General features: G+C 59.0%; 22 protein-coding genes, 1 tRNA gene and 1 other RNA gene. 8 read left to right on the top strand and 16 right to left on the bottom strand.

The window, feature by feature from the left end; translation table 11 throughout:
• Positions 1-30: 30 nt before the first annotated feature.
• From EXY20_RS21795 to EXY20_RS21765, 7 genes are all read right to left on the bottom strand, one after another.
• A complete protein-coding gene (locus tag EXY20_RS21795) occupies positions 31-417 on the bottom strand; it encodes a DUF1499 domain-containing protein (RefSeq protein WP_135554221.1) in 387 nt (128 codons plus the stop codon).
• 275 nt (positions 418-692) lie between these two features.
• On the bottom strand, positions 693-1625 hold the full coding sequence (locus EXY20_RS21790; RefSeq protein WP_135554220.1) for a hypothetical protein: 933 nt from the start codon (positions 1623-1625) through the stop codon (positions 693-695).
• A gap of 28 nt (positions 1626-1653) precedes the next feature.
• Positions 1654-3285, bottom strand: coding sequence for a UDP-glucose--hexose-1-phosphate uridylyltransferase (locus tag EXY20_RS21785; RefSeq protein ID WP_135554219.1), 1632 nt, complete (start codon positions 3283-3285; stop codon positions 1654-1656).
• A 17-nt stretch (positions 3286-3302) separates the two neighbouring features.
• Positions 3303-4289 carry a UDP-glucose 4-epimerase GalE gene (galE, locus tag EXY20_RS21780; protein WP_135554218.1) on the bottom strand — a complete coding sequence of 329 codons (987 nt, stop codon included), beginning with the start codon at positions 4287-4289 and terminating at the stop codon, positions 3303-3305.
• A 4-nt stretch (positions 4290-4293) separates the two neighbouring features.
• Positions 4294-5475: a galactokinase gene (locus EXY20_RS21775; protein WP_135554217.1), complete on the bottom strand. Its 1182-nt coding sequence runs from the start codon at positions 5473-5475 to the stop codon at positions 4294-4296.
• 90 nt (positions 5476-5565) lie between these two features.
• Entirely contained in the window at positions 5566-6339 is a 774-nt protein-coding gene (locus EXY20_RS21770; RefSeq protein ID WP_167859417.1) for a DeoR/GlpR family DNA-binding transcription regulator, read from the bottom strand.
• A gap of 91 nt (positions 6340-6430) precedes the next feature.
• Positions 6431-6503, bottom strand: a tRNA-Lys gene (locus tag EXY20_RS21765).
• Positions 6504-6800: 297 nt separating this feature from the next.
• Between EXY20_RS21765 and safA the strand changes: the two genes are divergently transcribed.
• A complete protein-coding gene (safA, locus tag EXY20_RS21760; protein ID WP_235886141.1) occupies positions 6801-7388 on the top strand; it encodes a SafA/ExsA family spore coat assembly protein in 588 nt (195 codons plus the stop codon).
• Between the two features lie 64 nt (positions 7389-7452).
• Here safA and EXY20_RS21755 read toward each other — a convergent pair whose 3' ends face one another.
• On the bottom strand, positions 7453-8634 hold the full coding sequence (locus EXY20_RS21755) for an ROK family transcriptional regulator (RefSeq protein WP_135554215.1): 1182 nt from the start codon (positions 8632-8634) through the stop codon (positions 7453-7455).
• A gap of 188 nt (positions 8635-8822) precedes the next feature.
• Here EXY20_RS21755 and xylB point away from each other — a divergent pair, with 188 nt between their 5' ends.
• Entirely contained in the window at positions 8823-10355 is a 1533-nt protein-coding gene (gene xylB, locus EXY20_RS21750; RefSeq protein WP_135554214.1) for a xylulokinase, read from the top strand.
• A gap of 23 nt (positions 10356-10378) precedes the next feature.
• On the opposite strand, the gene EXY20_RS21745 is transcribed toward xylB, so the two are convergent.
• The 4 genes from EXY20_RS21745 to EXY20_RS21730 all read right to left on the bottom strand — a co-directional run bounded on the left by EXY20_RS21745 (position 10379) and on the right by EXY20_RS21730 (position 15556).
• On the bottom strand, positions 10379-12331 hold the full coding sequence (locus tag EXY20_RS21745) for a YhgE/Pip domain-containing protein (RefSeq protein ID WP_135554213.1): 1953 nt from the start codon (positions 12329-12331) through the stop codon (positions 10379-10381).
• A 178-nt stretch (positions 12332-12509) separates the two neighbouring features.
• Complete coding sequence (locus EXY20_RS21740) at positions 12510-14264, bottom strand: methyl-accepting chemotaxis protein (RefSeq protein ID WP_167859416.1); 1755 nt, start codon at positions 14262-14264, stop codon at positions 12510-12512.
• A gap of 227 nt (positions 14265-14491) precedes the next feature.
• Positions 14492-14671, bottom strand: a non-coding RNA gene (gene ssrS, locus EXY20_RS21735) — 6S RNA.
• A gap of 48 nt (positions 14672-14719) precedes the next feature.
• Positions 14720-15556, bottom strand: coding sequence for a YesL family protein (locus EXY20_RS21730; protein ID WP_235886140.1), 837 nt, complete (start codon positions 15554-15556; stop codon positions 14720-14722).
• A gap of 178 nt (positions 15557-15734) precedes the next feature.
• Here EXY20_RS21730 and EXY20_RS21725 point away from each other — a divergent pair, with 178 nt between their 5' ends.
• Together EXY20_RS21725 and EXY20_RS21720 are read left to right on the top strand one after the other, a co-directional pair.
• Positions 15735-15830, top strand: a complete 96-nt coding sequence (locus EXY20_RS21725; RefSeq protein ID WP_135554210.1) for a sporulation protein YjcZ — start codon at positions 15735-15737, stop codon at positions 15828-15830.
• Positions 15831-16074: 244 nt separating this feature from the next.
• Complete coding sequence (locus tag EXY20_RS21720) at positions 16075-16509, top strand: universal stress protein (protein ID WP_135554209.1); 435 nt, start codon at positions 16075-16077, stop codon at positions 16507-16509.
• 639 nt (positions 16510-17148) lie between these two features.
• On the opposite strand, the gene EXY20_RS21715 is transcribed toward EXY20_RS21720, so the two are convergent.
• Positions 17149-18765: a DEAD/DEAH box helicase gene (locus EXY20_RS21715; protein WP_135554208.1), complete on the bottom strand. Its 1617-nt coding sequence runs from the start codon at positions 18763-18765 to the stop codon at positions 17149-17151.
• Between the two features lie 318 nt (positions 18766-19083).
• On the opposite strand from EXY20_RS21715, the gene EXY20_RS21710 reads away from it, so the two are divergent.
• From EXY20_RS21710 to EXY20_RS21700, 3 genes are all read left to right on the top strand, one after another.
• Positions 19084-19617, top strand: a complete 534-nt coding sequence (locus tag EXY20_RS21710) for a DUF4178 domain-containing protein (RefSeq protein WP_135554207.1) — start codon at positions 19084-19086, stop codon at positions 19615-19617.
• Positions 19618-19686: 69 nt separating this feature from the next.
• On the top strand, positions 19687-20556 hold the full coding sequence (locus EXY20_RS21705) for a DUF4247 domain-containing protein (RefSeq protein ID WP_135554206.1): 870 nt from the start codon (positions 19687-19689) through the stop codon (positions 20554-20556).
• Between the two features lie 154 nt (positions 20557-20710).
• The gene (locus EXY20_RS21700; RefSeq protein WP_135554205.1) at positions 20711-20905 is read left to right on the top strand and encodes a hypothetical protein; all 195 of its coding nucleotides are present in this window, start codon (positions 20711-20713) and stop codon (positions 20903-20905) included.
• 60 nt (positions 20906-20965) lie between these two features.
• On the opposite strand, the gene EXY20_RS21695 is transcribed toward EXY20_RS21700, so the two are convergent.
• The gene (locus tag EXY20_RS21695; RefSeq protein WP_135554204.1) at positions 20966-22147 is read right to left on the bottom strand and encodes an MFS transporter; all 1182 of its coding nucleotides are present in this window, start codon (positions 22145-22147) and stop codon (positions 20966-20968) included.
• Between the two features lie 215 nt (positions 22148-22362).
• Here EXY20_RS21695 and EXY20_RS21690 point away from each other — a divergent pair, with 215 nt between their 5' ends.
• Entirely contained in the window at positions 22363-23535 is a 1173-nt protein-coding gene (locus EXY20_RS21690; RefSeq protein ID WP_135554203.1) for a putative glycoside hydrolase, read from the top strand.
• 55 nt (positions 23536-23590) lie between these two features.
• On the opposite strand, the gene EXY20_RS21685 is transcribed toward EXY20_RS21690, so the two are convergent.
• Positions 23591-24169 carry a superoxide dismutase family protein gene (locus EXY20_RS21685; RefSeq protein WP_235886132.1) on the bottom strand — a complete coding sequence of 193 codons (579 nt, stop codon included), beginning with the start codon at positions 24167-24169 and terminating at the stop codon, positions 23591-23593.
• A gap of 173 nt (positions 24170-24342) precedes the next feature.
• Positions 24343-24885 (bottom strand): NADPH-dependent FMN reductase, encoded by a 543-nt coding sequence (locus EXY20_RS21680; protein ID WP_135554201.1) that lies wholly within the window; start codon positions 24883-24885, stop codon positions 24343-24345.
• Positions 24886-24900: the final 15 nt, after the last annotated feature.

The following is a 24900-nucleotide window of genomic DNA, read 5'->3' as shown; positions in this document are numbered from 1 at the left end:
TTTTCGAACGATTGGTGTGCCGCAGTCGGCTTATCTGTCCTTGTAATTGGCGAGCCGCTGGTCGAGGATGCGATACAGCTGCAGAATGGTCCGGTAATTGGAACCGAGGTCGCCGAGCGAACCGCGCGAAGCCGAATAAATATCGATGGCTGTCTTGACTGGGGAAACGCTGATGACCGTCATCGTAATATCTTGCCTGCGTCCGGTAATCGTCTTCTTCTCCATCGTAATTTCGCCGACGTTCTTGACCTCGTGCAGCACGCGATAGCCGTTTAATTTCTTCAGCAAAGTCGTTACTTCTTCCCACGCCTTATCCTTGGAAAGCTTGTAAAATTTCGTCTTCAGCGCAGGATCCTTTGCCTTGTCCCCGGTCTGTTCATGACTGCGAAGCAAGCCAATCAACGTTCTCTTCAGCAAAAGCTTATCCCCCTCCAGGCAAGTGTCCATGTCACAAAAAGGGCAAGCGCATCATCAGCGTTTATCCCGTTATTCACGAACGTCCGCAGTGCGCAGATGGCCAAAAACCCGGCAACGGAGCCGGGACTTGACCTTCATGCACTATAGTCCATCTTACCATGGTTTCGGAGGAAGCAAAAGGGGAAAAGCGCGTCGCGCCGCAATTTGTTCGCCTCTCCCCCGGTCTGCCGCGCCTATTCTCGCCATTAGGAGCATGCCCTGCCGGCGCCCGGCATCTACCGTCCTGTAATCTCCCGCAATACGCGGCTCAGTTCCGTTTCGTCCGCGTACGGCAGCGAGTCGGCCTTATACAGTTCCCACGTTTCGGTATGCTTCACCGTTTCGCCGGGGGCGACCGGCTTCAGCTCGCCGAGCGTTTCCAACTCCAGAAACAGCTCGTTGGTATAGGTTTCGAACGATACGCCGTTATCGGGATACGTGCCTTCCTGCCGGTGCTCGTAACGCTTGACGAACAAGTTGCCGCCGTTGTGATAAGCGGCCCAGCCTTCTTCGTTGTTGGTGCCGATTTTGAACGGCGGCATCGTCCGGTCCTGCTGCAGCGTGATGAACCGCTCGCCCCAGGCGATGCGCGGATCGTTCATTCGGGCGTAGGACCAAACGGAGATGATCCGGTTGGCCAGCAGCCCCGTTTCGCGCTGCACTTGCGGGACGATCGCCTTGCCGCCCGGAGCCATGACCGACAGCGCCCACGGCGCAAACGTCACCGCCCACGGACCGGCGTTCGTAATGCGGTGAACGACTGTCACGGTGCTCGTTGCGGCATCAAGCCGCACTTCCATTTGCTTCTGCAGCTGGGTCCATTGCTCTTGCGGCGGCGTCAGCACGATGCCGTCGGCCAATGCCTCCCAGGCGACCGGCTCGTTGTCGGGATACGTGGTGCGCGGTTCCGCTTCCGGACCGGACCAGAGCCGATGGCCGCCGTAAATGTGCCAGCTGCCGCCGCCGACCGGCGCGAACCGCTCGCCGCTGCTGACGACCTTCCGCTCCGTATCTTCCAGGAACAGGTTGTCCCCGCCCGTAAACCCGAACCGGATGAGACGCGGGCCAAAATCGAGCGTCGCCACCACATCGACGATGCCGTTGGAAACTTCCACGCAATGACCCCACGGGCCGTACTCGATTTCCTTCACGGTTACTGCTGCTGCCACGATGATCGACTCCTTTAGAGGGAAAGATTTAGTCCGTCGTTGCAAACGGACGGTATCCGAGCGCATCGAACAGGCGGTCAAACGCCGCTTGTCCACCGCCCGTACGCTTGTACACGCCGGCGTCCTCGAGCACTTGCAGGAAGATGTCGCCGACCTCCCGGCGGAGCAGCGCTGCCGCCTCTTCGTCGCTCATCGCCTTTCCCGCCGCCGCGGTCAGCCGCGCGATCCAGGCCGCATGCTTATACAGCGGATGGCCCGGCTGCTGCGTCCAATCGGCAGGCAACGCTTCGACTCCCGTTAACATTCGCCGGATGGCGGCCATTTCCTGCTGCAAGCGGCCCGGCAGCACCGCCAGGCCCATCACTTCGATCAAACCGATATTTTCCTTCTTGATATGGTGCAGCGGCTCATGCGGATGGAACAAGCCGAACGGATGCTCCGCCGTCGTCCGGTTGTTGCGAAGCACAAGGTCGAGCTCGTAGCCGCCCGACGCGCTGCGCCGCGCGATCGGCGTTATCGTGTTGTGCGGCGTGGGCTCGCCGCCATTGCCGCCAGCGCTGGCCGTAAAGGCGGCGATATCGGCCGTCGGATCGCTGTAGCCGCGCCAGGAGTCCAGGAAATGCGAAGCGGCGCGCAACAAAGCGGCCGGCTCGTCGCCCGCCAGCCGGATGACCGACATCGGCCACCGCACGACGCCTGCCGTAACGCCGGGATGATCGTCGCTGACAAACGTCCGCTCGACCGGCGCCTTCTCCATCGGGAACACATGGCGCCCGCCCTGGAAATGGTCGTGGTTCAGAATCGAACCGCCGACAATCGGCAAATCCGCGTTCGAGCCGACAAAATAATGCGGGAACCGGCCGATAAAATCGAGCAGCCGTTCGAACGTCGCGGCGTTGATGCGCATCGGCGAATGCTTGCCGCTGAATACGATGCAGTGCTCGTTGTAGTACACATACGGTGAATACTGCATGTACCATGCAGATTCATCCAGTTCGACCGGAATAACGCGATGGTTTTGCCGCGCGGGATGATTGACGCGGCCGGCGTAGCCGACATTTTCGACGCAGAGCAGGCATTTCGGATAATGGCTTTGCGGGGCGCTGCGCTCCGCGGCGATTTCTGTCGGGTCTTTCTCCGGCTTGGACAAGTTGACGGTAATTTCCAGATCGCCGTAAGCTGTCGGCGTCAACCAGTAATCGTTTTTGCGGATGCGGTCCATCCGGATGTACGTCGAAGCGATCGACAGGCGGTAATAGTCGTCCGTCGCCTGCGTGATGCCAAACTGCCGCTCCGTCTCCAGGAAACGCCGCTCGATCTCCGACTGGCGCGGCATGAGCAAGCCCATGATTCGCGTATCGAGCAAATCGCGCTGTGTGGTTGTATTGTCCGGCAACAAGCCGGTCGCCAGGGCATAATCGAGCAGCCGCTCCAGCATCGGCACGGCGCTGTCCGGCGCGGCGGACGCCCATACGGCGTCGCTTGCCGCTTCATCCAGCGGCTCGGCAATGCCGAACAAATCGAGCAGCGCATTGCGCGCCGCAACAACGTCGGCACGCTCCAGCAGCCGCTCGCGCAAGGCGAACGCCAGAAGCCGCTCCAGTTCGCCGCGAATGTCTCCGCTTTCGTTGCCTAAGCCCACGGCTTGATCGCTAGTCATGGTAATGGATCCTCTCTTTATTCCGCGTATCCGTCCGGGTGATGGCGATGCCATTGCCACGCCGTCGAAATAATCGCTTCCAGGCTGTCGCGCTTCGGTACCCAGCCGAGCTCGGCGCGCGCCTTCTCCGAAGAGGCGATCAGCACGGCCGGATCGCCGGCGCGGCGGCCTTCCACCACCGCCGGAATCGGATGGCCGGTCACGCTGCGCGCCACTTCGATCATTGCCTTGACGGAGAAGCCTTTGCCGCTGCCAAGGTTGTAGACGGCGCTGTCGCCGCCTTCGCGCAGCCGCTTCAGCGCCAGCAGATGGGCGTCGGCCAGGTCGGAGACGTGCAGATAGTCGCGAATGCAGGTGCCGTCCTCCGTCGGATAGTCGTCGCCATAGACGGAAATGTGGCTGCGTTTGCCAAGCGGCACTTGCAGGATAAGCGGCACAAGATGCGTTTCCGGCGAATGGTCTTCGCCGATCGTGCCGCTTTCGTGCGCGCCGGCCGCGTTGAAATAGCGCAGCGACACGAATTTGACCCCGTGCGCGGTGTCGAACCAGCGCATCATCTTTTCCATCGCCAGCTTCGTTTCGCCGTAGGCGTTCGTCGGCAGCGTGCGGTCTTCCTCGCGGATCGGCACCCGTTCCGGTTCGCCGTAAGTAGCGGCCGTCGACGAAAACACGATGGCGCGAACGCCGTTTGCCGTCATTTTCTCCAGCAGGCAGAGCGTGCCGTACACGTTGTTGTGATAATATTTGCCGGGATTCTGCATGCTTTCCCCGACGAGCGAGTTGGCGGCAAAGTGGATGACGGCTTCGATTTCATTTTCGCGGAAAATGGTATCGAGAAACTCGCCGTCGCGAATGTCGCCGACATACAGCTTGCCGCCGAGCACCGCTTCCCGGTGCCCTTGATAAAGCGAGTCGGCGATGACGACCTCTTCGCCGTTCGCCAGCAATTCGGCTACCGTATGCGATCCGATATATCCGGCTCCGCCGGTGACGAGAATGGCCATTGTTTTATTCCCCCTCGCTAATTTCGGTCACTCCGTCGCCGATATCGGCGACGTAGAACGCCGGCTTCAACCCGGTCCGCGCTTCATACGCCTCGCCCACCTGGCGAATAAACGTTTCCACCTGATCTTCCTCGACCAACGATACCGTGCATCCGCCGAAGCCTGCGCCGGTCATGCGCGAACCGAGCACGCCTTCCGTGCGCAGCGCCTCTTCCACCATCACGTCAAGTTCCTTGCATGTCACTTCATATAAGTCGCGCAACGATTCGTGCGAAGCGATCATCAGCTTGCCGAAACGGACAAGGTCGTTGCCGCGCAGCGCCTCGACCGATTCGAGCACGCGATCGTTTTCTTCGATCACGTGGCGCGCCCGCTTGCGCACCGTTTCATCCGGAATGAGCGCGGCGCTTTCGGCGAACTGCGTCTTATTCAGCTCGCCCAGCAGGTTCAACTGCGGATAAGCCGCGCGCAAATCTTGCACCGCCTGCTCGCATTGCGCGCGGCGGGCGTTGTATTCGGAATCGACGAGACCGCGCTTCTTGTTCGTGTTGCCGATGACGATTTTGTAGCCTTGCGCCTGGAACGGCACATGCTCGTACGCCAGCGTCCCGCACATCAGCAGAATCGCATGGTCCTTGCGCCCCATCGCCACCGTGAACTGGTCCATAATGCCGCAATTGACGCCGATGAACTTGTTTTCGCATTCCTGGGCAATAAGCGCCAACTGCACTTTGTCGATATCGGCGACGCCTTCCGTTGCCAGCAGGCCGTAGCCGGTCACCACTTCAATCGACGCCGAGGAGGACAATCCGGCACCGTTCGGAATTTCGCCGTGGAACATGATGTCGTAGCCGCCGAACGTGTAGCCGCGCTGCCCGAGATGAACGAACATCGCTTTCGGGTAGTTGATCCAGTCGTCTTCCTTGGCGTAAGCCATCCCGTCTGCGGCGATGTCCTTGCGCAGCGGAAAGTTCGTCGAAGCAAACCGCACCGTGCGGTCGTCGCGCTTCCGAATCAGCATCGTCGTGCCGAAAGTAAGCGCAGCCGGAAACACGTAGCCGCCGTTGTAATCGGTATGTTCGCCGATCAGATTGACGCGGCCGGGAGCGTGAAACACGCGGATCGCGGCCCGGTCGCCGCCATACAGCTCGATAAATTGATCGAGCAAACGATTGGTATTGCTCATGAATGCGCCCTCCACATTTGATCGTTTGTGATAACTTCGTTTCGTTTACTTTCGTTTCAACCCTATTTTATGTCAAAAATGCGGTTTCGTCTAGACTAAAATAAGCTCGATGCCTAGCTCGCGAAGGCGATCGGCCGCCTGGTTCGGCAGCATTTTATCGGAAATGACGGTATGAACGGCGTCCAATCCGGCGATGCGGGAAAACATGACCCGGCCGAACTTGCTGTGGTCGGCGACGACGATCACTTGTTTGGCGATGTCGATCATCGTCCGGTTGATGCTCGCTTCCTGAATGTTCGGCGTGGTCAGGCCGGCGTCGAAGTCGAGGCCGTCCACGCCGAGGAACAGCTTGTCGACGCGAATGCCTCGCAGCGCCATTTCGCCTTGCGGACCGACCAGCCCGAACGACTTGCGCCGCATGATGCCGCCGATCAGATGGACGTCGGCGTCGCCGGTTTCGCTGAGCTGGATGGCGATGTTCGCCGCATTCGTCACGACCGTAAGCGCCCGTTTGCCGGCAAGCAGACGCGCCAGCAGCATGTTGGTCGTACCCGGCGTCAGCAGAATCGCTTCCTCGTCTTTCACGAGCTGCGCCGCGGCTTCGGCGATGCGCAGCTTCTCGGCGGCCAGCGCGCCCGCCTTTTCGTTGAACGAGCGCTCCTGCGCCACTTCGAGCGGCTCGTTGTCCGCCGGCATCGCGCCGCCATGGGTGCGCACGAGCAGCCGCCGCGCCTCCAGCGTCTCCAGATCGCGGCGAATCGTCACCGGCGACACGCCAAGCGCTGCGCTAAGCTCGCCTACGGTAGCTTTGCCCTGGCTGCTGACTTGCTCGACGATTCTGATATAACGTTCTTCCGCAAACATCCGGCACCTCCGAAACATGGCCCAAAATGGAAGAAAGCAGCCTCGGCTTCAGGATGCCGGACTGCTTGTCCTCGTTCGTTTCACTTGCGTATAGGCCCGGTGGGGATCGAACCCACGACCTGATGATTAAGAGTCAACTGCTCTGCCAGCTGAGCTACGGACCCGAAGAGCAATTATGACTTTACCACAAAAATCCGGACATTTCAACCTATTCCTATCCAGTTCCTGCTCTTCCGGCCAAGTCGAGGCCGCGAACGTTGTCAAGCCGTAACTGTATGGCACCAATTTTTCCAACATTATGGGGTTTCGATCGTGCAACCGATGCTTTATGATGGAACGGAACCGACTGGGCGGACCGTCAGCCGGCAACGGCGGCGCGAAACCCAAAAAACAACGTACAGGAGGAACGACACGTGCAAACTCGAACGTTCAAATGGATGCTCGCCACTTGCGCCATCGCCATGTCCGTATCGTTCGCCGCCTATCCGCGAACGTCGTCGGCCGCAAGCGCAACGAATTACACCGTCGTCTCCGGCGACACGCTTTGGAAAATCGCCGCCAAATTCCAGATCGGCTTGTCCGAGCTGACGGCTGCGAATCCCCAGCTCGCCGATCCGAACTTGATTTATCCGCAACAAACGATTCATATACCGGGCACCGCGGCCGAACAATCGTGGGAGACGCAAGTGGTCGACCTGATCAACGCCGAACGCGCCAAACAAGGCTTGTCGCCGCTCGCAAACGACTGGCAGCTGGCCCGCGTAGCCCGCTACAAATCCGAGGACATGCGCGACAACAACTACTTCTCGCACACCTCGCCAACGTACGGCTCGCCGTTCGATATGATGCAAAGCTTCGGCATTTCCTACGGCTACGCCGGCGAAAACATCGCCGCGGGACAAACGAGCCCGGCTGCGGTCGTCGATGCATGGATGAACTCCGCCGGACACCGCGCCAACATCCTGAACGCCAACTATACGAAAATCGGCGTCGGCTTGGCCCAGGGCGGATCCTACGGGTACTACTGGACGCAAGAATTTACGAGCTGATCTTGCCGCAACGAACGCGCAAAGGCTGCCTGCCCTGTTATGGGGCACGGCAGCCTTTGTGAGGTTACGCCGGCTGCCGGTCCTGCAGCTCGAACAACCGGCGAATGCCGAGAAATACGGCGCCGGTCGCACAAGCTTCGTCCCCGAGCACGGAGAAACGAATCGCAACCGAACCGTAGTCGACGAACGGCAAGCGATTGCCGAGCGCCTGTTCGATCGCCGGCGCCAGCCAGCGTTTGTAGCGGGCGATCGCATTGCCGACAACTACCGCCTGCGGATCGAAGGTGTGCATCATATTGACGATGCCGGATCCGAGACTGGCGCCGATATCGGCCAAAGCGGCATGAGCGCGCATATCGCCGGCTTCGAGCAGCTTCAGCGCCCGCTCCGTGAAGCCCGGCCGGTACGGCAAATCGAGCATGGCGGCGAACGCTTTCTCCGACGCGTACATTTCGAGGCAGCCCTTGTTGCCGCATGTGCACGCAAGGCCTCCCTGCACGATCGTCGTATGCCCGACTTCGCCCGCATAACCGCGCCGGCCGCGGAATACTTCGCCGGCGAGAATGAGTCCGGCGCCGATTCCGGCGCCGACGCTGACATACAGCATATCGGTCAAAGCGGCCGTTTCGTCCGTCTCCAGCTCGCCAAGCGCGGCCAAATTCGCCTCGTTGTCGATCCACACCGGCACGCCGAGCCGCGCCTCCATCTCCGCTTTCCAATCGACCCGCTTCCAGCCAAAATGCGGCACGAACCTTATCGTTTCGCCCGGATGCCGGACGAAGCCGTGAACGCCGATGCCCACGGCGCACAACCCGAGCGGCGAAGCCGGCAACCGGCCGCGCGCCTGCTCGATCAGCGAGAGCAACTGGTCGCGCGTCGCCTCCGGATCGTCCGGCCGCTCATATTCGGCGCAAATGCGCTCCACTTTGCCACCGGCCAGATCGGCGACAAGCAGCAGCAGCGAAGTAGCCTGCAAGTCGACGCCGATGACGTAGCCGCCGGATCGGTTTACTTCCAGCAGCAGCGGCTTGCGTCCGCCGCTGGACGGACCGATGCCGGTCTCCGCCACCAGATGGCGGGCGATGAGCGGCTCGACGAGCGCAGATACGGTCGCCCGGGTCAGCTTCGTCCGTTTGGCCAGCTCGGCCCGCGAGATCGGCGCATGATGGCGGATGATCGCCAGCAGCGTCGTCTGGTTGATCGATTTCAACAACGAGCTGTCGCCGGTCATATGCTGCCTTTCCATTGCTGCCCCACTCCCTTTATTATTCCGCCGCACGGTTGTCTCTCAAGCATTGTAGCCGATTTTTGCCGCGATCGAAAGCGGCAGGCAGGATTTTGCCGAAGCAGTCCGAATATATTACCTATCTACTTTGTAAAATAAATAAACAAAGATGGCACAAACAAACCACTGTGAAAGGCGAGGTGTTCGTTATGGGGTACTATTTGGGGATCGATTTGGGAACATCGGCGGTCAAATGCATTCTGGTAGGTGTTGACGGCAGCGTCCGGAGCAGTCATAGCGTCGAATATCCGCTGCTGCAGCCGCATCCCGGCTGGGCGGAGCAGCGTCCGGAAGATTGGTGGGACGGCACGGCGCGCGCCGTACGCGAGCTGCTGGCCCAATCGGGCGTTAACGGCGGCGAAGTGCTCGGCGTCGGCTTGTCGGGGCAAATGCACGGCTCCGTCTTCCTCGACGCGCAGCGGCGTGTGGTTCGCCCGGCGCTGCTGTGGTGCGACCAGCGCACCGGCGAGCAGTGCGAGTGGATCGAAGCGACGATCGGCCGCGAACGGCTCGGGCAGTTGACCGGCAACCGTGCGCTGACCGGCTTCACCGCGCCTAAGGTTGTTTGGCTGCGCCAGCATGAGCCGGAGCACTATGCCCGCGTCGCCCATTTGCTGCTGCCGAAAGATTATGTGCGGCTGAAGCTTACCGATGCGCTCGGCATGGACATGGCGGACGCCAGCGGCACGCTGCTGCTTGATGTAGCCGGACGCCGCTGGTCGCGCGACGTGACGGAGGCGCTCGGCATCCCGGCCGAGTGGCTGCCGCCGCTGTACGAAAGCAACGAAGTGGCCGGCGCGATCACCGCCGCCGCTGCCGAAGCTACCGGGCTGCGGGCGGGCACGCCGGTTGTCGCCGGCGGCGGCGATCAGGCGTGCGGCGCCGTTGGCGTCGGCGTCGTCAAGAGCGGCATCGCATCGGTCGCGCTTGGCACGTCCGGCGTCGTGTTTGTGCATGACGACAGTTACCAGGTCGATCCCGAATGCCGGCTGCATTCGTTCTGCCACGGCGTGCCCGGCAAATGGCACCGCATGGGCGTTATGCTGGCGGCCGGCGGATCGTTCCAATGGTGGAAAAATCATTTTGCCTACGAAGAACTTCAGCTCGCCGCGCGCGACGGCAAAGACGTGTACGAGTATTTGACCGCGCTTGCCGAACAAGCGCCGATCGGCAGCGAAGGGCTGCTGTTCCTGCCATACTTGACCGGCGAACGTACGCCGCATCCCGACCCGCAGGCGCGCGGCGCTTTTATCGGGCTGAATATGCGCCATACGAAGGCGCATTTGACCCGCGCCGTGCTGGAAGGCATCACGTTCGGCCTGCGCGACTCGCTGGAGTTGATGAAAGCGTCCTCCGTAAGCGTCAGCGAGCTGCGCGTGAGCGGCGGCGGCGCACGCAGCCCGTTCTGGCGGCAGATGATCGCCGACATCTTCGGTTACCCGGTCGTGACGGTCAATTCGACCGACGGCCCGGCTTACGGCGCAGCGGTGATGGCCGCCTCCGGCGTCAGCGGCGAAAGCATCGCTTCGCTGTGCGACCGCTGGATCGCCGTGACCGACCGGACGGAACCGTCGCCCGAACGCCGCGAAGCGTACGAGCGCTACTACGCAGTATACCGCAGCCTGTATCCGCTGCTCAAAAGTTCGTTCCACGAACTGGCCGGACTGGCCGGACACAAGTAAGGCACCGGCGCGAGCACCCGGCTCTACGGACGACTGTCCGCCCATTCCAGTCGCGGCTGCTGTTCCGGCGGCTGTTTGCCGCCGCGTCCGAGTTGTCGCCTCATGACAAGCAGCGTCAACAGCGCGGAGGCGGCTCCGAACGCGGCGACAACGCCCGCATCGCGCCAGAGCAGCGGCGTATCGCCGGTCGAAATGATGGCCCGCAGCCCCTCCACGGTATACGTGATCGGCAGGTAAGCGTGCACCGTTCGCAGAAAAGCCGGCACCAGCTCCACCGGAAACGTGCCCGACGTCGCCGTGAGCTGCAGCACGAGCAGCAAAATGCCGATGAACTTGCCGACATTGTCGAGCGCCGCCACAAGCAGTTGGATAAGCGCCATAAACGCCAGGCTGCAAACGAACATGAAGCCGACCAATTGGAAGGCGTTCAGCGGCTGCAAGCCAACGCCCCACGTCAGCACGAGCGCCGCAACGATCACCTGGCCAAGCGACAAGGCGGCGAGAATGGCGAACTTGGAGACGAACCAGATGCCGGCCGACGGAGCCGGCTGCGCCGTATCGCGCATTGGGAATACGGTGCTGAGCAGCAGCGCGCCGACATACAAGCTGACCGAAATAAAAAACGGCGCCATACCCGTCCCGTAGTTCGGCAGTCGGTGCACCGACTCCTCGCGCAGATGCACCGGGTTCGCCAGCATCGCGTAGAGCGGCTGCGCGCCGTTCACCGCTGCCAACCGGTCCGCACCGTCCGACAGCGAATCCGCCAGCTTCGTCCCGCCGTCCGCCAGCTGCCGCAGCCCGCCTTCCAGCGCCTGCAAATGCGCCGTCATGTCGCTCCAGCCGGCCGACAGCGTCTTCGTCCCTTGCGCCAGCGACTCGCTGCCCTTCTGCAATGATGCCGCCCCCGCCGTCAGCTCCTTCGACTTGGCGGCCAATTCGCCGGCGCCGGCGGACGCTTCCGCTTGTTTCTGCGCATAGGCGACCAGCCCGGCGGACAAGTCGCCGGCTCCTTTAACAAGCGGCGCCGCACCTGCGGCCAGCTGCTTCCCGCCGGCCTGCGCGGCCTGCAGCGCAGCGTCCTGCGCAAGCTCCGGGTGCGCCGCGGCCAAGCCGCCGAGCGCCTGGTCCAGCCGGCCGGCTCCGTCCGCCGCTTGCGTCAGGCCGCCGGCAAGCTGCGCGCCTCCCGCTTGCAGCGGCTTCAAGCCGTCGCCCAGCTGCGCGAGCCCGCCGGACAGCTGCCCGGCGCCGCTTTGCAGCGCTTGTGCTCCTGCCGATAGCCTTGCGGCGCCGCTCGCCGCATCCTGCGCCCCTTGCGCGAGCTGCGCAACCGCCGGCTGCTTCGCCGCGGCGGCGTCCGCGAGCTGCTTGGCGCCGTTATCCGCGCCCGCTGCGCCCGCCGCCAGCTCTCGCGCGCCGTCGGCCGCTTGCCGCATGCCGCCTCGCACTTCCTCGAACTGGGCGAAGATGCCTTCCGCGTAACTTTCGATCAGCCGCTGCGACAGCTTCTGGCGGATCGTTTCCACGCCGGTCTGGCCGATGCGCGACACCGAATAATTGACGCCTTCGTTGGCTTTAAACACCAGTTCAAGCGGAGTCGGCTGCGCGGCGCCGATCGTAGTCGCCCGCTGCGAGAACGAATCCGGTATCACCACTTCAAAATAATACCGGTACCGCATAAGCCCCTGCTCCGCTTCCTCGCGATCGACAAAATGCCAATCAAATGCCGCATCCTTTTTCAGTTCTGCGACCAACTCGTCGCCGATCGCAAACGTCTTCCCTTCGTAAACGACGCTGCGATCTTCGTTGACGACGGCGACCGGAAGCTTTTCCACACGTGCGTAGGGGTCCCAGAACGCCCATAAATAGGTGCCGCTGTACAGCATCGGGATCAGCAAAATCCCGAGCAGCGGAACGACTGTTTTGGGGGAGCGAACCACGCTTTTCCATTCCTGCAGCAGCCAGCGAATCGGTTTCATGGCGTCTCCTTTGCACCGCTGTCAGGCCGCGGCCGATTTCGGTTTGCGAATTTCGGCTGCATGCCTTTACTTGGAGTATGCCTTCCGCTGGAAGGATTATTACTGCATTTCGCCCCAAAAAAGAAAAAGCGCCCCAAGGAGCGCTTTTTTCGTTGTCTGTTCGGTTGCCCTTTTCCCTTTATACCTTGAAGCGATGGATGCCTTTTTGCAGCGCCAGCGACATCTCGTTGAGCGACTCCGCCGATGCTTCGATCGATTCCATCGTCGCCAATTGTTCCTGCGCCGTCGCGGCGATGGACTGCGTGGAATCGGCCGCGCGCGCCGCGCTGCGCTCCATTTCCAGCAGCGATGCGGCTACTTGCTCCGTCCCGGCCGACATTTGCTCCATGGCCGCCGACGTTTCCTGCACTTGATCGACGACATGGCGGGTCGCCTCGACGATGCGGCGGAACGCCTCGCTCGTCTCTCGCAGCGTCTCCACGCCGGTCTGCACTTCCCGCTCGCCGCGGTCCATCGCCGCTACGGCTCCGCCGATATCGGACTGAACCGCGGCGATCAACGTTTCCACTTCGACGGCCGACGCGTTCGAACGCGCCGCAAGCTTCTTGACCTCCGCGGCGACGACGGCGAATCCTTTGCCGTGCTCGCCGGCCCGCGCCGCTTCGATCGAAGCGTTAAGCGCCAGCAAATTCGTCTGGTACGACAACTCCTTGATTGATTGCACAATGGCGCCGATTTGCTCAGAACGATCGTTCAGCACATTGACGACGCCGGCCAGTTCGCCTACCGTCGAACGCACGGCATTCATCTGCTCCGCCATTCGTTCGCTGGCCGCATTGCCCGCTTCCGCTTCCTGCAGCGTTGCCGCCGACGATTCGTACGCAGTCGAAGAAGTGACGGCGATGCGCTGAATGCCGGTCGCCATTTCCTCCATCGTACGCGCGCTTTCCTGCACGCTGCGCGCTTGAACGTCGACCGAATCGGCCATTTCCTGAATCGCTACGGACATGCTGGTCGTTGCATCCGTCGTTTCGCGAATGGCTGTCGCCAATCTCACGGATGCTTCGGATACGCCGTCCGAGCTCGTCCCGAGCTGCCCGGTCAGCTGACGGAGCGTTCCCGTCATCCGGTTGAAGCTTTCGGACAGCCAGCCGATTTCGTCCTTGTTCGTTACGCGCAGCGCCGGTGCGGTCAAATCGCCTTCCGCCACGAATTCCGCCGTCCGCGCCATTTGGGCAAGCGGTCTGGAGATATGCAGCGAGAACAGCAGCAGTATGATCGCGCCAACGGCGAAACAGCCGATGAACGTCCACAAAATCGCGTGCAGAATACGCGTTTGTCCGGCGTTGTAATCCATCATGTAGGAGCCGGCGCAGACGACCCAGCCCCATTGCGGCGCCAACTCGGCATAGGTCACCTTCATGGCTTCTTTCGTCTGGTTCGGCAACGGCCAGTTATAGTAGGTAAAGCCGCCGCCTTGCTGCGCTTTGCCGATCATGTCGCGGATGAAATAGGTGCCGTCCTTCGTTTGTTTGTCCCAAATATTCTGGCCTTCCAGCGACGGATGCGCCAGTTCGGTTCCTTTTACGTCCATCACAAAAAAATACCCGTTCGGACCAAGATCGATGTCTTTGTTGATCGGGCGCTTGCCGTCCTGCTTCGGGCCGAGCAGCATCGTTTTCATGTTTTCCTGCGCCTGGTCGAGCGTAATCGTTCCTTTTTTGACCGATTCGTCCATCGATGCGATCTCGGCGAGCACCAGCTCCACGCTGTTCTGGATGTTTTTTTCGATCAGCTTGTTCGTTTCCTTGTATGAGACATAGTACCCAATCGAACCGAGCACGGCAATCGGCACAATCAGCAACACCAGCGTAATCGCCAGCAGCTTGCGGCGAATCGTAAAACGAATGTTGCGTTTTCTTGCGTTTTCCATGGTGAGCCTCCGGGCCATATTTTCTTTTTTCATTTCGATTGTACGACATATTTATCCAAAAATCGACGTGTTTACAACAAAATAACCCTTCCCTCGACTTCAGTTAACAGAATCTCCACACAAAGCGAGAGTCGATCATTCGAAGTGAATTCACGGACTTGGCGAAGCTCATCGATCGGCAAAAGAAAAAGCACCTCCAAAGAGGTGCCAAGTTCGCATATGGTGCGCAAAAACCCGCCTATGCCGTCCGATTTGGCGTTTCAAACCCGCTCTCGCAGGTGGGTGTCCGCAAAACCGCTTTTGAAGTCCCCTTTTGGGGGCGTGACAGCCGCGATTCGATATTGGTCTCCCAAGAAACAGTCATTGGTTCAAAACAACTTAAACCGTAACGAACATCGCAGGAAATCGCGCGTGAGCCTTATTATACTTCCTTGCGCGGCGTTTGTAAACCGCCGTTACTTGTTAGCCTGCCCATCTTCTGACGATCGATTCGCCGAGTCGTCCAAAGCGAGCGGTTCGATCTTCTCGGTTTCTTTCCCCTTGCCTTTGCCTTCCTTGCCTTCCTGCTCCTTCTGCGCCAGCTTCTCCATCTTGTCCTGGATGCGCTGGAAATTGCGGTAAAACTGCCAGAAGGCGACAAAAGCGATCAGGCTGCCCATAAAGAACGGGATCAGGAATGTGTACTTCGAGCTGATGTACATGATGAACCCGCTGCAGACCAGCGTCACGATCGTGCCGATCGGATTGCCGATCGTCAGCAGGAATGCGTTTTTGACGATTTGGAACAGTTTCATGTGGAAGTGCACGGTGATCGACAAAAAGTTCAGGAACGCCCCTACCAGCAGCACAAACAACATGATGAACAAATAGGACAACAGCTTCATCGTATCCGACTGGCTCGTGTAGAACAGGAAATTGATGTACAGGATGACGGCGATTGCAAGGAAAATCAGACCGCCGAGCATGCTCTGCAAATAATTCTGCTTGTAACCGCGAAAAAACGTTTTGAATAGCGGCACGTCTTCTTCTCCCATCACCCACTTGCGCACGACGGAGAACATGGCAGCGCTTGCCGGCACAAGCGTGAACGGAGCGACGATGGCCAGCGTAAGCAGCCATTGTTTCACTATATCACTCGTAACGCCGCCGTCTTCCGATACTCCCGGGCTGATCAGCATCGACAGGAGCAGGAAAAAGAACGGGCTCGAACAAATAACCCACAGAATGTTGGTGACGGACAATCGCATGATCCACTCCGAGATCTTGTAAAATCCGCCCATGATGCCGCGCATTTCCAAAGCCGTTTCCTCCTCTTATTGGCGAAAAGCGAACAAAGCGGGCGCTCCCGCTCGTTTACCCCCATTATAGCCTATTTTCGCGGGAATAGGTAGCTGTCTAATCCGCAGCCGCCATTTGACATATGATACATTACCAGCCGGCAATCCACTGAAGAAAAGGAGGCAGGAAACCATGTCGACAGGCGTAGGGTTTGGCGGTTTTACTTCGGCAGGCATTATTTTGGTGCTGTTCATTCTTCTGGTGATTGTCCTTCGCGGTTTCATCTAAATCCCGGACATTTCCGGAACGGGCCTTCGTGCGGATTAGCCGCACGAAGGCTTTTTTTGTCGTATAAGAGCCTCTTTCGCACTACAGGGCTATTTGTCGTATAACGTTCACTTGCGGCTTGCCGGCAACAGGCGTACAATTGGTTTCAAACGATTTGGAATTGTCCAAACTATTAGTGCGTGTTCAAAAAGCCGGCTTTTTGAACGACCTCTAGTAGGATCCGCTTGGGAGGAGAGTGTCAACGATGGCCTATCAACACGTCTTGGTTCCCTATGACGGCTCCGAGCCGTCCAATCATGCCCTGGATACCGCAATTGCCCTGGCATCGTACGAGCCGCAATCGCGCATCAGCGTGCTTCACGTCGGCCCTATCCCGCAAGCCGTCATCGGCGAGGCGCTTGTGGTTGCGCCCGAGTCCGTTCAGGCGGAATACGAGGAAGCCGCCGAAAGCGTGCTGCAGGAAGCCCGCAAGCGGCTTGCCGGCGTTCCGAACAAGTCGGATACGACCCGGACGACAGGCGCTCCCGGCCTGACGATCGTCGATTACGCTGCCGAAAACGGCTGCGATCTTATCGTCATCGGCAGCCGCGGTCTCGGCAATCTGCGCGAGTTGTTTCTCGGTAGTGTCAGCCACTATGTCGTGCAGCATGCCAAAGTTCCGGTGCTCGTTGTCAAATGAGCAGTCCGTTTTCCGAACATTCAAACCCTCCGTCCCGGTTCTGCCGCGGCGGAGGTTTTTTGCGTACTCGGCAGGCTTCGCCGCTGGTTATGCTCGGCAGAGCAGGCCGAATGGCGATGGACAACCACTTGGGCAAATAGGCCATTTTTAATTGGTTATTTCCGGAACCAAGCCGTCTCCCCCTTATCCTATCTGTCAGGTATTCCTGAATTCAGACCTAACCGAAGTGTCTTCTCCGAACTCCCCTTCTGCCCGCTATCCCCTTCGCTCAGACTGGAACCGGGTTGTCCTCTCCTAGCCTCCTTTCTGCCGAATCCCCTCGACTCAATCTCAACATCAACAACTTTTATCTCCCATTGAAAAAAAGTGCCCCCTTATGATGCAGTGACATCATTCAGGCTACACTTTGCACTCGATCCATACAAACGCCAACTGAGCCAACGGGATAACGAACAGACACGAACCGACGCCGACCTCCACTCGCCCCTCCCCCGCGCAGACTCAGCCGACCCACCAGTCTGAGCCAACGGGATAACCAGCAGACGCGAACCGCTACCAATAATATGCACGCTCGCCGCCACGCAAGAAAAAACCGGACAGCGCGAGCTGCCCGGTTTTTCACTTTTGCGCCCTAACGACTTACCGGTTGGCGAAATCTTCGCGGCCGCCGCGCGAGCCGTCGCCCTGCTTCGAGCCTTCGCTGCGGTAGCTGCGCTCGCCGCGGCTGCCGTAACCGCCGCCACCGCCGCGGTTATTGTCCCAACCGCCGTCGCGGCTGCCTTGACGCGGTCGCGAATCGCGGCTGCCGTAACCGCCGCCGCTTCCGCTTCCGCTGCCGTAACCGCCGCTGCGCGGCCGGCTGTCGCGGCTGCCGTAGCCCGAACTCGAGTTCGGACGGCGCCCGTTCGAACGTACATCCGGACGGCGCTTCTTCGCGCGGATCGGATCCTCCGGCGTCAATTCAATCTGAACATCCTTCTTGTCGCCGGTCAGCAGCTTTATCGCCGCCGCGAGCAAGTTGACGGAATCGTATTGCTCCAGCATCTGGATGGCTACTGCCTTGAATTCCTGGCTTTCTTCGTTCTGCAGCACGTTGATGATGCGTTCCGCCGTCATCTTCTGCTTGCCTTCGATCGCTTCCGCCAAGCTAGGCAGCGGTTTGCGCGCGATGCGATGGCGCGTGATCTTCTCGATGAAATGCAGATGGTCGATTTCGCGCGGCGTGACGAACGTCCACGACGTGCCTTCCTTGCCGGCGCGGCCCGTACGGCCGATGCGATGCACGTAGCTTTCCGGATCTTGCGGCAAGTCGAAGTTGACGACGTGCGTGACGCCGGAGACGTCAAGACCGCGAGCCGCTACGTCGGTAGCGACGAGCACATCGATGCTGTTGTCGCGGAACTTGCGCATGACGGCGTCGCGCTGGTTCTGCGACAGATCGCCGTGCAAGCCTTCCGCGGAATAACCGCGCTTCTGCAGCGCTTCGGCCAACTCGTCGACGCGGCGCTTCGTGCGGCCGAAAATGATCGCCAGATCGGGCGCTTCCATATCAATCAGGCGGCACAATACTTCGAACTTCTGCTTCTCTTGCAATTCGATGTAGAATTGCTCGATCAGCGGCGCACTGACTTGCTTCGGAATGACCGATACGTGCTCAGGTTCGCGCAGGAACTGCTGGGCGAGCTTCTGGATGTTGATCGGCATCGTTGCCGAGAACAGCATGGTGTGGCGTTCTTCCGGCACGAGGCTCAGAATCGACTGGATGTCTTCCATGAAGCCCATATCGAGCATTTCGTCCGCTTCGTCAAGAACGACCGTTTGCACATCGTCGAGTTTGATCGTTTTGCGGTTGATGTGGTCGAGCAGCCGTCCCGGCGTGCCGATAATGATTTGCGGGCGTTTCTTCAGCGCGCGGATCTGTTTGACAATGTCCTGACCGCCGTAGATCGGCAGCGAACGGATGCCTTTGAACCGGCCGAGTTTCTCGATTTCTTCCGCAACCTGAATCGCAAGCTCCCGCGTCGGGCACATAATCAGCGCGACAATCCGGTCTTCCTGCACTTCGATTTTATGAATAAGCGGCACGCCGAACGCTGCCGTCTTGCCGGTACCCGTTTGCGCCTGCCCGATCAAATCGCGACCTTCCATCGCGAGCGGAATCGTTTTCTCCTGGATCGGCGTCGCTTCCTCAAAGCCCATTTCCGTAATGGCGCGGAGTACCTTCGGCTCCAGGCCGAATTCGTTAAAAGTTTTCAATCGTTCATTCTCCTTATCCTTATTCGAAAGGCTTTCGCCTTTCTTTTCTTTGTCTCTTAAGCACGACTTGTCCCGAATGCTTCTTAGTATCCTCATCTGAGCGTACTGCCGATACACAACAAAAAAGTATTTTCCTAACCAGCAGGAAAATACCGCCGTCCTTAAGAACATCTATATTATAATACCACGAAACAAATAAAAAAAGCCAGCCTGTTTGCAGAAAAAGTTGACAAATTTTCAGAGGGCGAAACTTGCCGTCGACACAAAACGTAAGGTAAGGTACAGTTATCGTGTGAACCGCAAAGGAGCGCTGGAATCATGTCGATTTTCAAACGCATCGGATCTATCATCAGAAGCAACAAGGAGCAGCAGCCGCTGCCGTCCGTCAATCCTTTCGAAGATGCCAAGGTCGGCGATATCGTAACGGTCGATCTGGAAGAATACGTCGTCTCGGGCAAAGTCGCTTATTTCGACCGCGGTTATGCGCCTCATCGGTTCGCTTACTATCTGCAGAGCGGACGCAACATTTCCTGCCTGGTGGTAGAGAAAGGCCGGCAGTACGAATGTTTTCTTTGCGAATTCATCGAAGGCGCGCTCGACAACCCGAACGATGTGCCTACCCGGCTCGACGTCGACGGCGAAGTGAGCTACGACCTCGAAAGCCATCGCAGCGACATGGCTCGCTCGGAAGGCAATACCGATTTCCGCAGCGGCGACGAAGTGCTTGTGTGGCGCTATTTTTCTTCCAGGGATCGCTACTTCTTCCTGCAATGGCAGGACGGCAAGTTCATCGCCTTGCAAGGAGAACGGACACCGGCAGCGGAAGTGAAATGGCTCAAATCGGCCCACTGACGGCCATGGCCGCCCCCAGGCGGCTGCCCGCGCGGGAAGACGGGCTTCATCAGCAGGAGGTGACCGGCATTGGATCGTTTCCGTAAATATTCCGGCTGGCTAATCATGTTCGGCCTTGTCGCTTTTGCCATCATCGTGTTCTTTGCGTTTACCGGCAGCGGCAACGCAAGCGGCTACATGAAAGATCATTATCCGCTGGTCGACGTGCAGGGCGCCGGCAAGGAAAATGCCAAAGTGTACGCCGTCAGCGGCAAAACGGTGCCTGTTGTCGCAAATGAAATTGCGGCGGAGGAAACGCCAAAGGAAAAAAGCAAGGAAAACGAAGACCGCATGTTCCTGCTGTACGACGACAAAGTCATCAACGTGCAGAAGGACCCCGCAAACGAAGGCGGCACGCTCGTCGAAATTGATTCCGTTTCCTACGCGAAGAGTCACTACGATTCATCGTTCCTGAACGGTTATTTGACCGCATCGCTCGTGAACACGCTGCTTGGCAGTCTGGGCGACGCCCTTTCCGGAAGCTCGGGATCCGGTACCGGCTACGGGGGCTACAATACGACCGACGCCCCGCGCAACACGCAGGCGACAACGCCGCCCAAAGCGAAAGACACGCCGTCCACATCGGACCGCACCGGCACATTCAAGAGCAAGGACGCTGCCGATTCGGGCACCGCAGCCGTTCCGCCGGCAACAGGCTCCAGCGGCTCGACGTCAACGAGCACGAGCAAGCCAGGCACGTCATCCGGCTCGTCGACGGGAAGCTCCGGGACGTTTACGACGAACAAATCGGGCAGCACGAGCAGTTCCGGCAGCTCGAAGTCAAGTTCAAGCAGCTCTTCAAGCGTGCGCAAGAACGACGGCTCCAGCGTCAAGAAACCGGCAACGGCAACGAAACCGAGCACCAGCTCCCGCTCCGGATCGTTCACCAAGCGAAAATAATCGCCCGCCGTGACACATCGTTTTGAAATTGTGGTATACTGGTTAATGTAAGGAAGGGTATAATTTCATAGCGTTTCTGGGCTCGCATGCAGGCTTGCGCATTTTCCTCAACAGTCTTTTTCTAATCGCGTTACACATCTCGATTGGAAGGGTGATGCCTGTGGAAACGGTAAAGCTGTCCAGCATTGTGATGAAATTGACACCGGATTTATACCCCTTTTTGACACGTACCGAGCTTGAAACAGACATCGTCCTCGTCAACGGCATCGCCGCGCTTGACGTCGAAGACGCCGTCGAAATCGTACAATTCAGCATTTCCGAGCACCAGAAAGACGACTTGATTCACTGAAAGTGAACCACAAGCCGGTCACAACAACCCCCGCCATGGCGGGGGTTGTTTTTGCGTTCGCTACAGGGCGGCCGAGCTAGCCTGCCTGGCTTCCTTCCGGCGCATGCGGGCATGTGTCGCAAAGAAAAGCAGCATCGCCAACCCGGACAATATGGCGCCATAACCGTACATCGATCCGCCGCCGAACGTTTGCTGCATCCATCCTCCGAGGAAACCACCCGTGATGCCCGCCAGTCCGATGAAGCTGGCCGACAGCAGCGATTGCCCGGAAGACCCCATATCCGCGGGCACAAGCCGCATCACATACTGCACGGCGATGATCCAGAACGCGGCATACGTCACCGCATGCAGCGTCATCGCGAACATGAGCACCCACGGATCGTCAATCAACGCGTACAAAATCCAGCGCATGGTGAACAAGCCGGACACAATGCCGAGCAGCGGCAGCTCGTGGAACCGCTGAATAAAACGGCTCAGCAGCGCAAACGTCGGCACTTCGCTCATCGCCGCAAGCGACCAGCCGAGCGACACCATCCACGGGCTTGCGCCAAGATCGGTGATGAACAGCCCGAATTGCGCATCGTTCATCCGGTGCGGGACGGAGAGCAGGAACACCATCGCAAGAAACCAGACGAACCGGCGGTCGCGAAGCAGCGCGTTCATCGAACGGAACGTGATCGGCTTGCGGCCCGCCACCCTCTGTTCGTCGCGTTGAAAAGCGAGCAGCGACAGCGGCACCAGCCAGATGATCCAATACATCCAGCCAATGTGCGTAATGCCGCCGAACAGCGGCAGCAGCAGGCCCGCGACAATGGCGAACGTGCTGAAGCCGACCGATCCCCACAACCGGATCGAACCGTAGGAAACTCCCGCTTGCTGACCGATCTTGATCGACATGCTGTCAAGCAGCGGCGTTGACGGAAGCATGAAGAAATAGAGCAGCAGCATGAAAGTGAACGTCAGCGAAAAACTGTGCGTCGTAAACAGACCGACACTGGACGCTACCGTAAGCAGCCACAGCAAATAAATAATCCGTTTCGTCGTATGAAACCGGTCGCTCAGAAACCCCCAGATCGGCTGGGCAAAAACGGCCACGAACGGGCCGACCATCATAAACAGGCCGATTTCGGCCTTCGAGTACCCTTCCGCGGCCAAATAAAGCGGCAGCAGCGGTGTCAAAACGGCCGTCGTGGTGTAATAAGTAAAATTGAGTCCGCTGGCTAAAACAATCGGTCGGTTCATCGATGACGCCCTGCTTTTCTGAAAAGTAGACATGCCTTTGCCAATACGTTCTATCCTAACGCATCTCGCAGCAAAATAGAAGATGGCAGCAGCCGACAAAATGCGTCAAATTTCCTCTGTGCCTGACGGGACCCTTGCACTATAATAAAATTTATTGATCGATGCAATTTGAAAGCACAGCAATCATAGCACTCGAAAGGAAGCGGCCGGACACCATGGAAATGTTGCTTGCACTGCTTATGATGATTTGGGGGAATTTGACCGGCGCCCACCCCGATTTGACCCTCGATCAACTTGTACTGGCTGCCGAGGAAGCGAACAAGCCGCCGATCGTGTCGCAGATGGCGCCCGGAGCGACGCCCGACCCGCTGCGGCCGATCAACAAAGTCGACCCGCAGAAGGACGCGCCGGTCGTCAAAGGCATATACGCCACCGCTTACAGCGCCGGCGGCAGCCGTTTCAATACGCTGCTGAAGCTGCTCGACGATACCGATCTGAACGCCATGGTCGTCGACATCAAGGACGATCGCGGGTACATTACTTACAGAACGGGCAATCCCGAGTTGGAAGCGATGGGCACAACGGAGAAGCTGATCCCCGACATCGGCAAAATGATGGCCGCCATGAACGAACATCAGGTGTACCCGATCGCGCGGATCGTCGTGTTCAAGGATACGGTGCTGGCGGGCAAGCGGCCGGACTTGTCTTTTGTAAACCCGGACGGCTCCGTCTGGACCAACAGCAAAAAGGACAGCTTCGTCAATCCGTACAGCAAGGAAATATGGGATTACAACATTGCGGTAGCCAAGGAAGCGGCCAAAGCCGGCTTCAAGGAAATCCAGTTCGATTACGTACGTTTCCCCGAAGGCTTCGAGACGCGCGCCGACAAACTCAAGTACACGAAGGATGAACGGTCTCGCATCGATGCCGTCGCCTCCTTCGTCAAATATGCGCGTGAGCAGCTGACGCCGCTCGGGGTGCGCGTATCGGTCGATATTTTCGGCTATGCCGCCTCCGTACCGGCCGCGGAAGGCATCGGGCAAGATTTTAACAAAATCGCGGAAAATACCGACGTCATCTGCCCGATGATTTATCCGAGCCATTACGATACCGGCTGGTTCAAGCAGAAAGTGCCCGATGCCGCTCCTTACGCCACCATCAACGGCGCGGCCATCGACACGCTAAACAAGATGAAGCCGATCGAAGACATCAAGCCGGTTGTGCGGCCATGGATCCAGGATTTTACCGCCACCTGGGTGCCCGGCCATATCGCTTACGGCAAACACGAAGTCGAAGAGCAAATTCGTGCGCTCAAGGACAATGGAATCCAGGAATTTCTGCTCTGGGATGCGGGCAATTCGTACACGCCGGGCGTCAATTACAAATGAACGGCAAAAACCGCGCCTGCGAGGCGCGGTTTTTTGCAAGCCGCCGAAACTTCCCTTAACCGATAACGCCGCAGGCGACACGCGCGCCGGAGTTGCCGGCTGGATCAGTTTGATAATCGTCGGGGTCGGCGTGGATGACGAGCGAGGTCCCTTCCGAGTTCAACAGCGAGTTCGGTTTGCCCCTTACGAGGGTGACGCGCTTGTCGATCGCCTCCGCCGTCGCTTTGCCGTCGCTGCCGACGTTGATGTTCGGCAAGTCGCCGGCATGCGGCCCTTGCGGGTTGTGGAAACCGTGCTTTTTCATCTGCGGATTGAAGTGGTCTCCGGCCGTTTTAAAGTCCGGAATGTCGCACTTCCCTTTCGCGTGAATGTGGAAGCCGTGAATGCCCGGTGTCAATCCGGATACTTGCAGGCGAATCTGCACGCCGGCCGGCGTTTCCGCAAACTCGGCCATCCCGATCGTTTCCCCCTTGCCGTTAATGATGTTCGCTTTTGCCGCGAGCGGCGCAGCCGGTTCGGCATGCTGGCCGTGCCCGTCGTGACCGCCGGTCATGACGCTCGCCCCCGTCGTGCTGCTGCAGCCGGCCAGCGCCGCGAAGCAGATGGCGGCGAGCCATTTGTTCGAGTTGCGCATCGATATGCTCATCCTTCCGCTGGAAAAAGTTGCGTTGCTCCCGCTTAGGATGTTCAATATACGGCAAATGCAAACATCGAACGCAAATAAACGCCGTATTCCCCCGCTTTCAACAATGACAACAAAAGCCATCCCGCCGGGATGGCCTTCGCTGATGGCTTGTATCAGGACGGTTACGAGTCGATGCCGCGCAATTGGCGAGCCAGCCCGACAAAATAATGAAGCACCCGCTTCACGCGTTCCTTCACCTTGTCCTGCTCCGGTTCGCCGTCCGGTCCGAACCGGCGCTGCTCCGCGCCGATCGAAATCCACTCCGGGCAATTGACGCCATGCACGTTGCGGACGATCGCCTGCATGTGAGTAAGCGAGCTGGTGCCGACGGCGCCTCCCGCCGAGCTGACCGACAGCACGAGTTTGGAATCGAACTGGTCTTTGCCGAGAAAATCGAGCGCGTTCTTCAGCACGCCGGACAAGCTGCCGTGATAGTCCGGCGTCGCCAGTATGATCGCGTCGGCTCGCCCTGCCGCTTCGCGCATTTCATGCACATTCGCATCTTCCGCATCTTCATCCGGGCTATAAAAAGGCAGCGGTTTGCCGTAAAGATCGAAAACGGTCACCTCGATGTCCATCTCCGCAAGCAGCCTGCCGATATAGGTTGTCAGCTTGGTGCTTGTTGCATGCCGGCGATTGCTTCCGTTCAGGATAAACACATTCATCCGTTACCCCCCCTC

Source organism: Paenibacillus cymbidii, assembly GCF_004764705.1.
GTDB classification, from domain to species: Bacteria; Bacillota; Bacilli; order Paenibacillales; family NBRC-103111; genus Paenibacillus_AN; species Paenibacillus_AN cymbidii.
Note: the sequence above shows the minus strand (reverse complement) of the source record. Positions and strands in the feature narration are given on the sequence as shown.

Bases quoted from the DNA above. Each gene is read 5' to 3' on its own strand.
- galE (WP_135554218.1), bottom strand. From the start codon at position 4,289: ATGGCCATTCTCGTCACCGGCGGAGCCGGATATATCGGATCGCATACG.
- EXY20_RS21720 (WP_135554209.1), top strand. From the start codon at position 16,075: ATGGCCTATCAACACGTCTTGGTTCCCTATGACGGCTCCGAGCCGTCC.
- EXY20_RS21685 (WP_235886132.1), bottom strand. From the start codon at position 24,169: ATGCGCAACTCGAACAAATGGCTCGCCGCCATCTGCTTCGCGGCGCTG.
- EXY20_RS21770 (WP_167859417.1), bottom strand. From the start codon at position 6,339: ATGTTTGCGGAAGAACGTTATATCAGAATCGTCGAGCAAGTCAGCAGC.
- EXY20_RS21725 (WP_135554210.1), top strand. From the start codon at position 15,735: ATGTCGACAGGCGTAGGGTTTGGCGGTTTTACTTCGGCAGGCATTATT.
- EXY20_RS21695 (WP_135554204.1), bottom strand. From the start codon at position 22,147: ATGAACCGACCGATTGTTTTAGCCAGCGGACTCAATTTTACTTATTAC.
- EXY20_RS21745 (WP_135554213.1), bottom strand. From the start codon at position 12,331: ATGAAACCGATTCGCTGGCTGCTGCAGGAATGGAAAAGCGTGGTTCGC.
- safA (WP_235886141.1), top strand. From the start codon at position 6,801: ATGTCCGTATCGTTCGCCGCCTATCCGCGAACGTCGTCGGCCGCAAGC.
- EXY20_RS21740 (WP_167859416.1), bottom strand. From the start codon at position 14,264: ATGGAAAACGCAAGAAAACGCAACATTCGTTTTACGATTCGCCGCAAG.
- EXY20_RS21775 (WP_135554217.1), bottom strand. From the start codon at position 5,475: ATGAGCAATACCAATCGTTTGCTCGATCAATTTATCGAGCTGTATGGC.
- EXY20_RS21755 (WP_135554215.1), bottom strand. From the start codon at position 8,634: ATGGAAAGGCAGCATATGACCGGCGACAGCTCGTTGTTGAAATCGATC.
- EXY20_RS21710 (WP_135554207.1), top strand. From the start codon at position 19,084: ATGTCGATTTTCAAACGCATCGGATCTATCATCAGAAGCAACAAGGAG.
- EXY20_RS21680 (WP_135554201.1), bottom strand. From the start codon at position 24,885: ATGAATGTGTTTATCCTGAACGGAAGCAATCGCCGGCATGCAACAAGC.
- xylB (WP_135554214.1), top strand. From the start codon at position 8,823: ATGGGGTACTATTTGGGGATCGATTTGGGAACATCGGCGGTCAAATGC.
- EXY20_RS21785 (WP_135554219.1), bottom strand. From the start codon at position 3,285: ATGACTAGCGATCAAGCCGTGGGCTTAGGCAACGAAAGCGGAGACATT.
- EXY20_RS21690 (WP_135554203.1), top strand. From the start codon at position 22,363: ATGGAAATGTTGCTTGCACTGCTTATGATGATTTGGGGGAATTTGACC.
- EXY20_RS21700 (WP_135554205.1), top strand. From the start codon at position 20,711: ATGCCTGTGGAAACGGTAAAGCTGTCCAGCATTGTGATGAAATTGACA.
- EXY20_RS21730 (WP_235886140.1), bottom strand. From the start codon at position 15,556: ATGCGCGGCATCATGGGCGGATTTTACAAGATCTCGGAGTGGATCATG.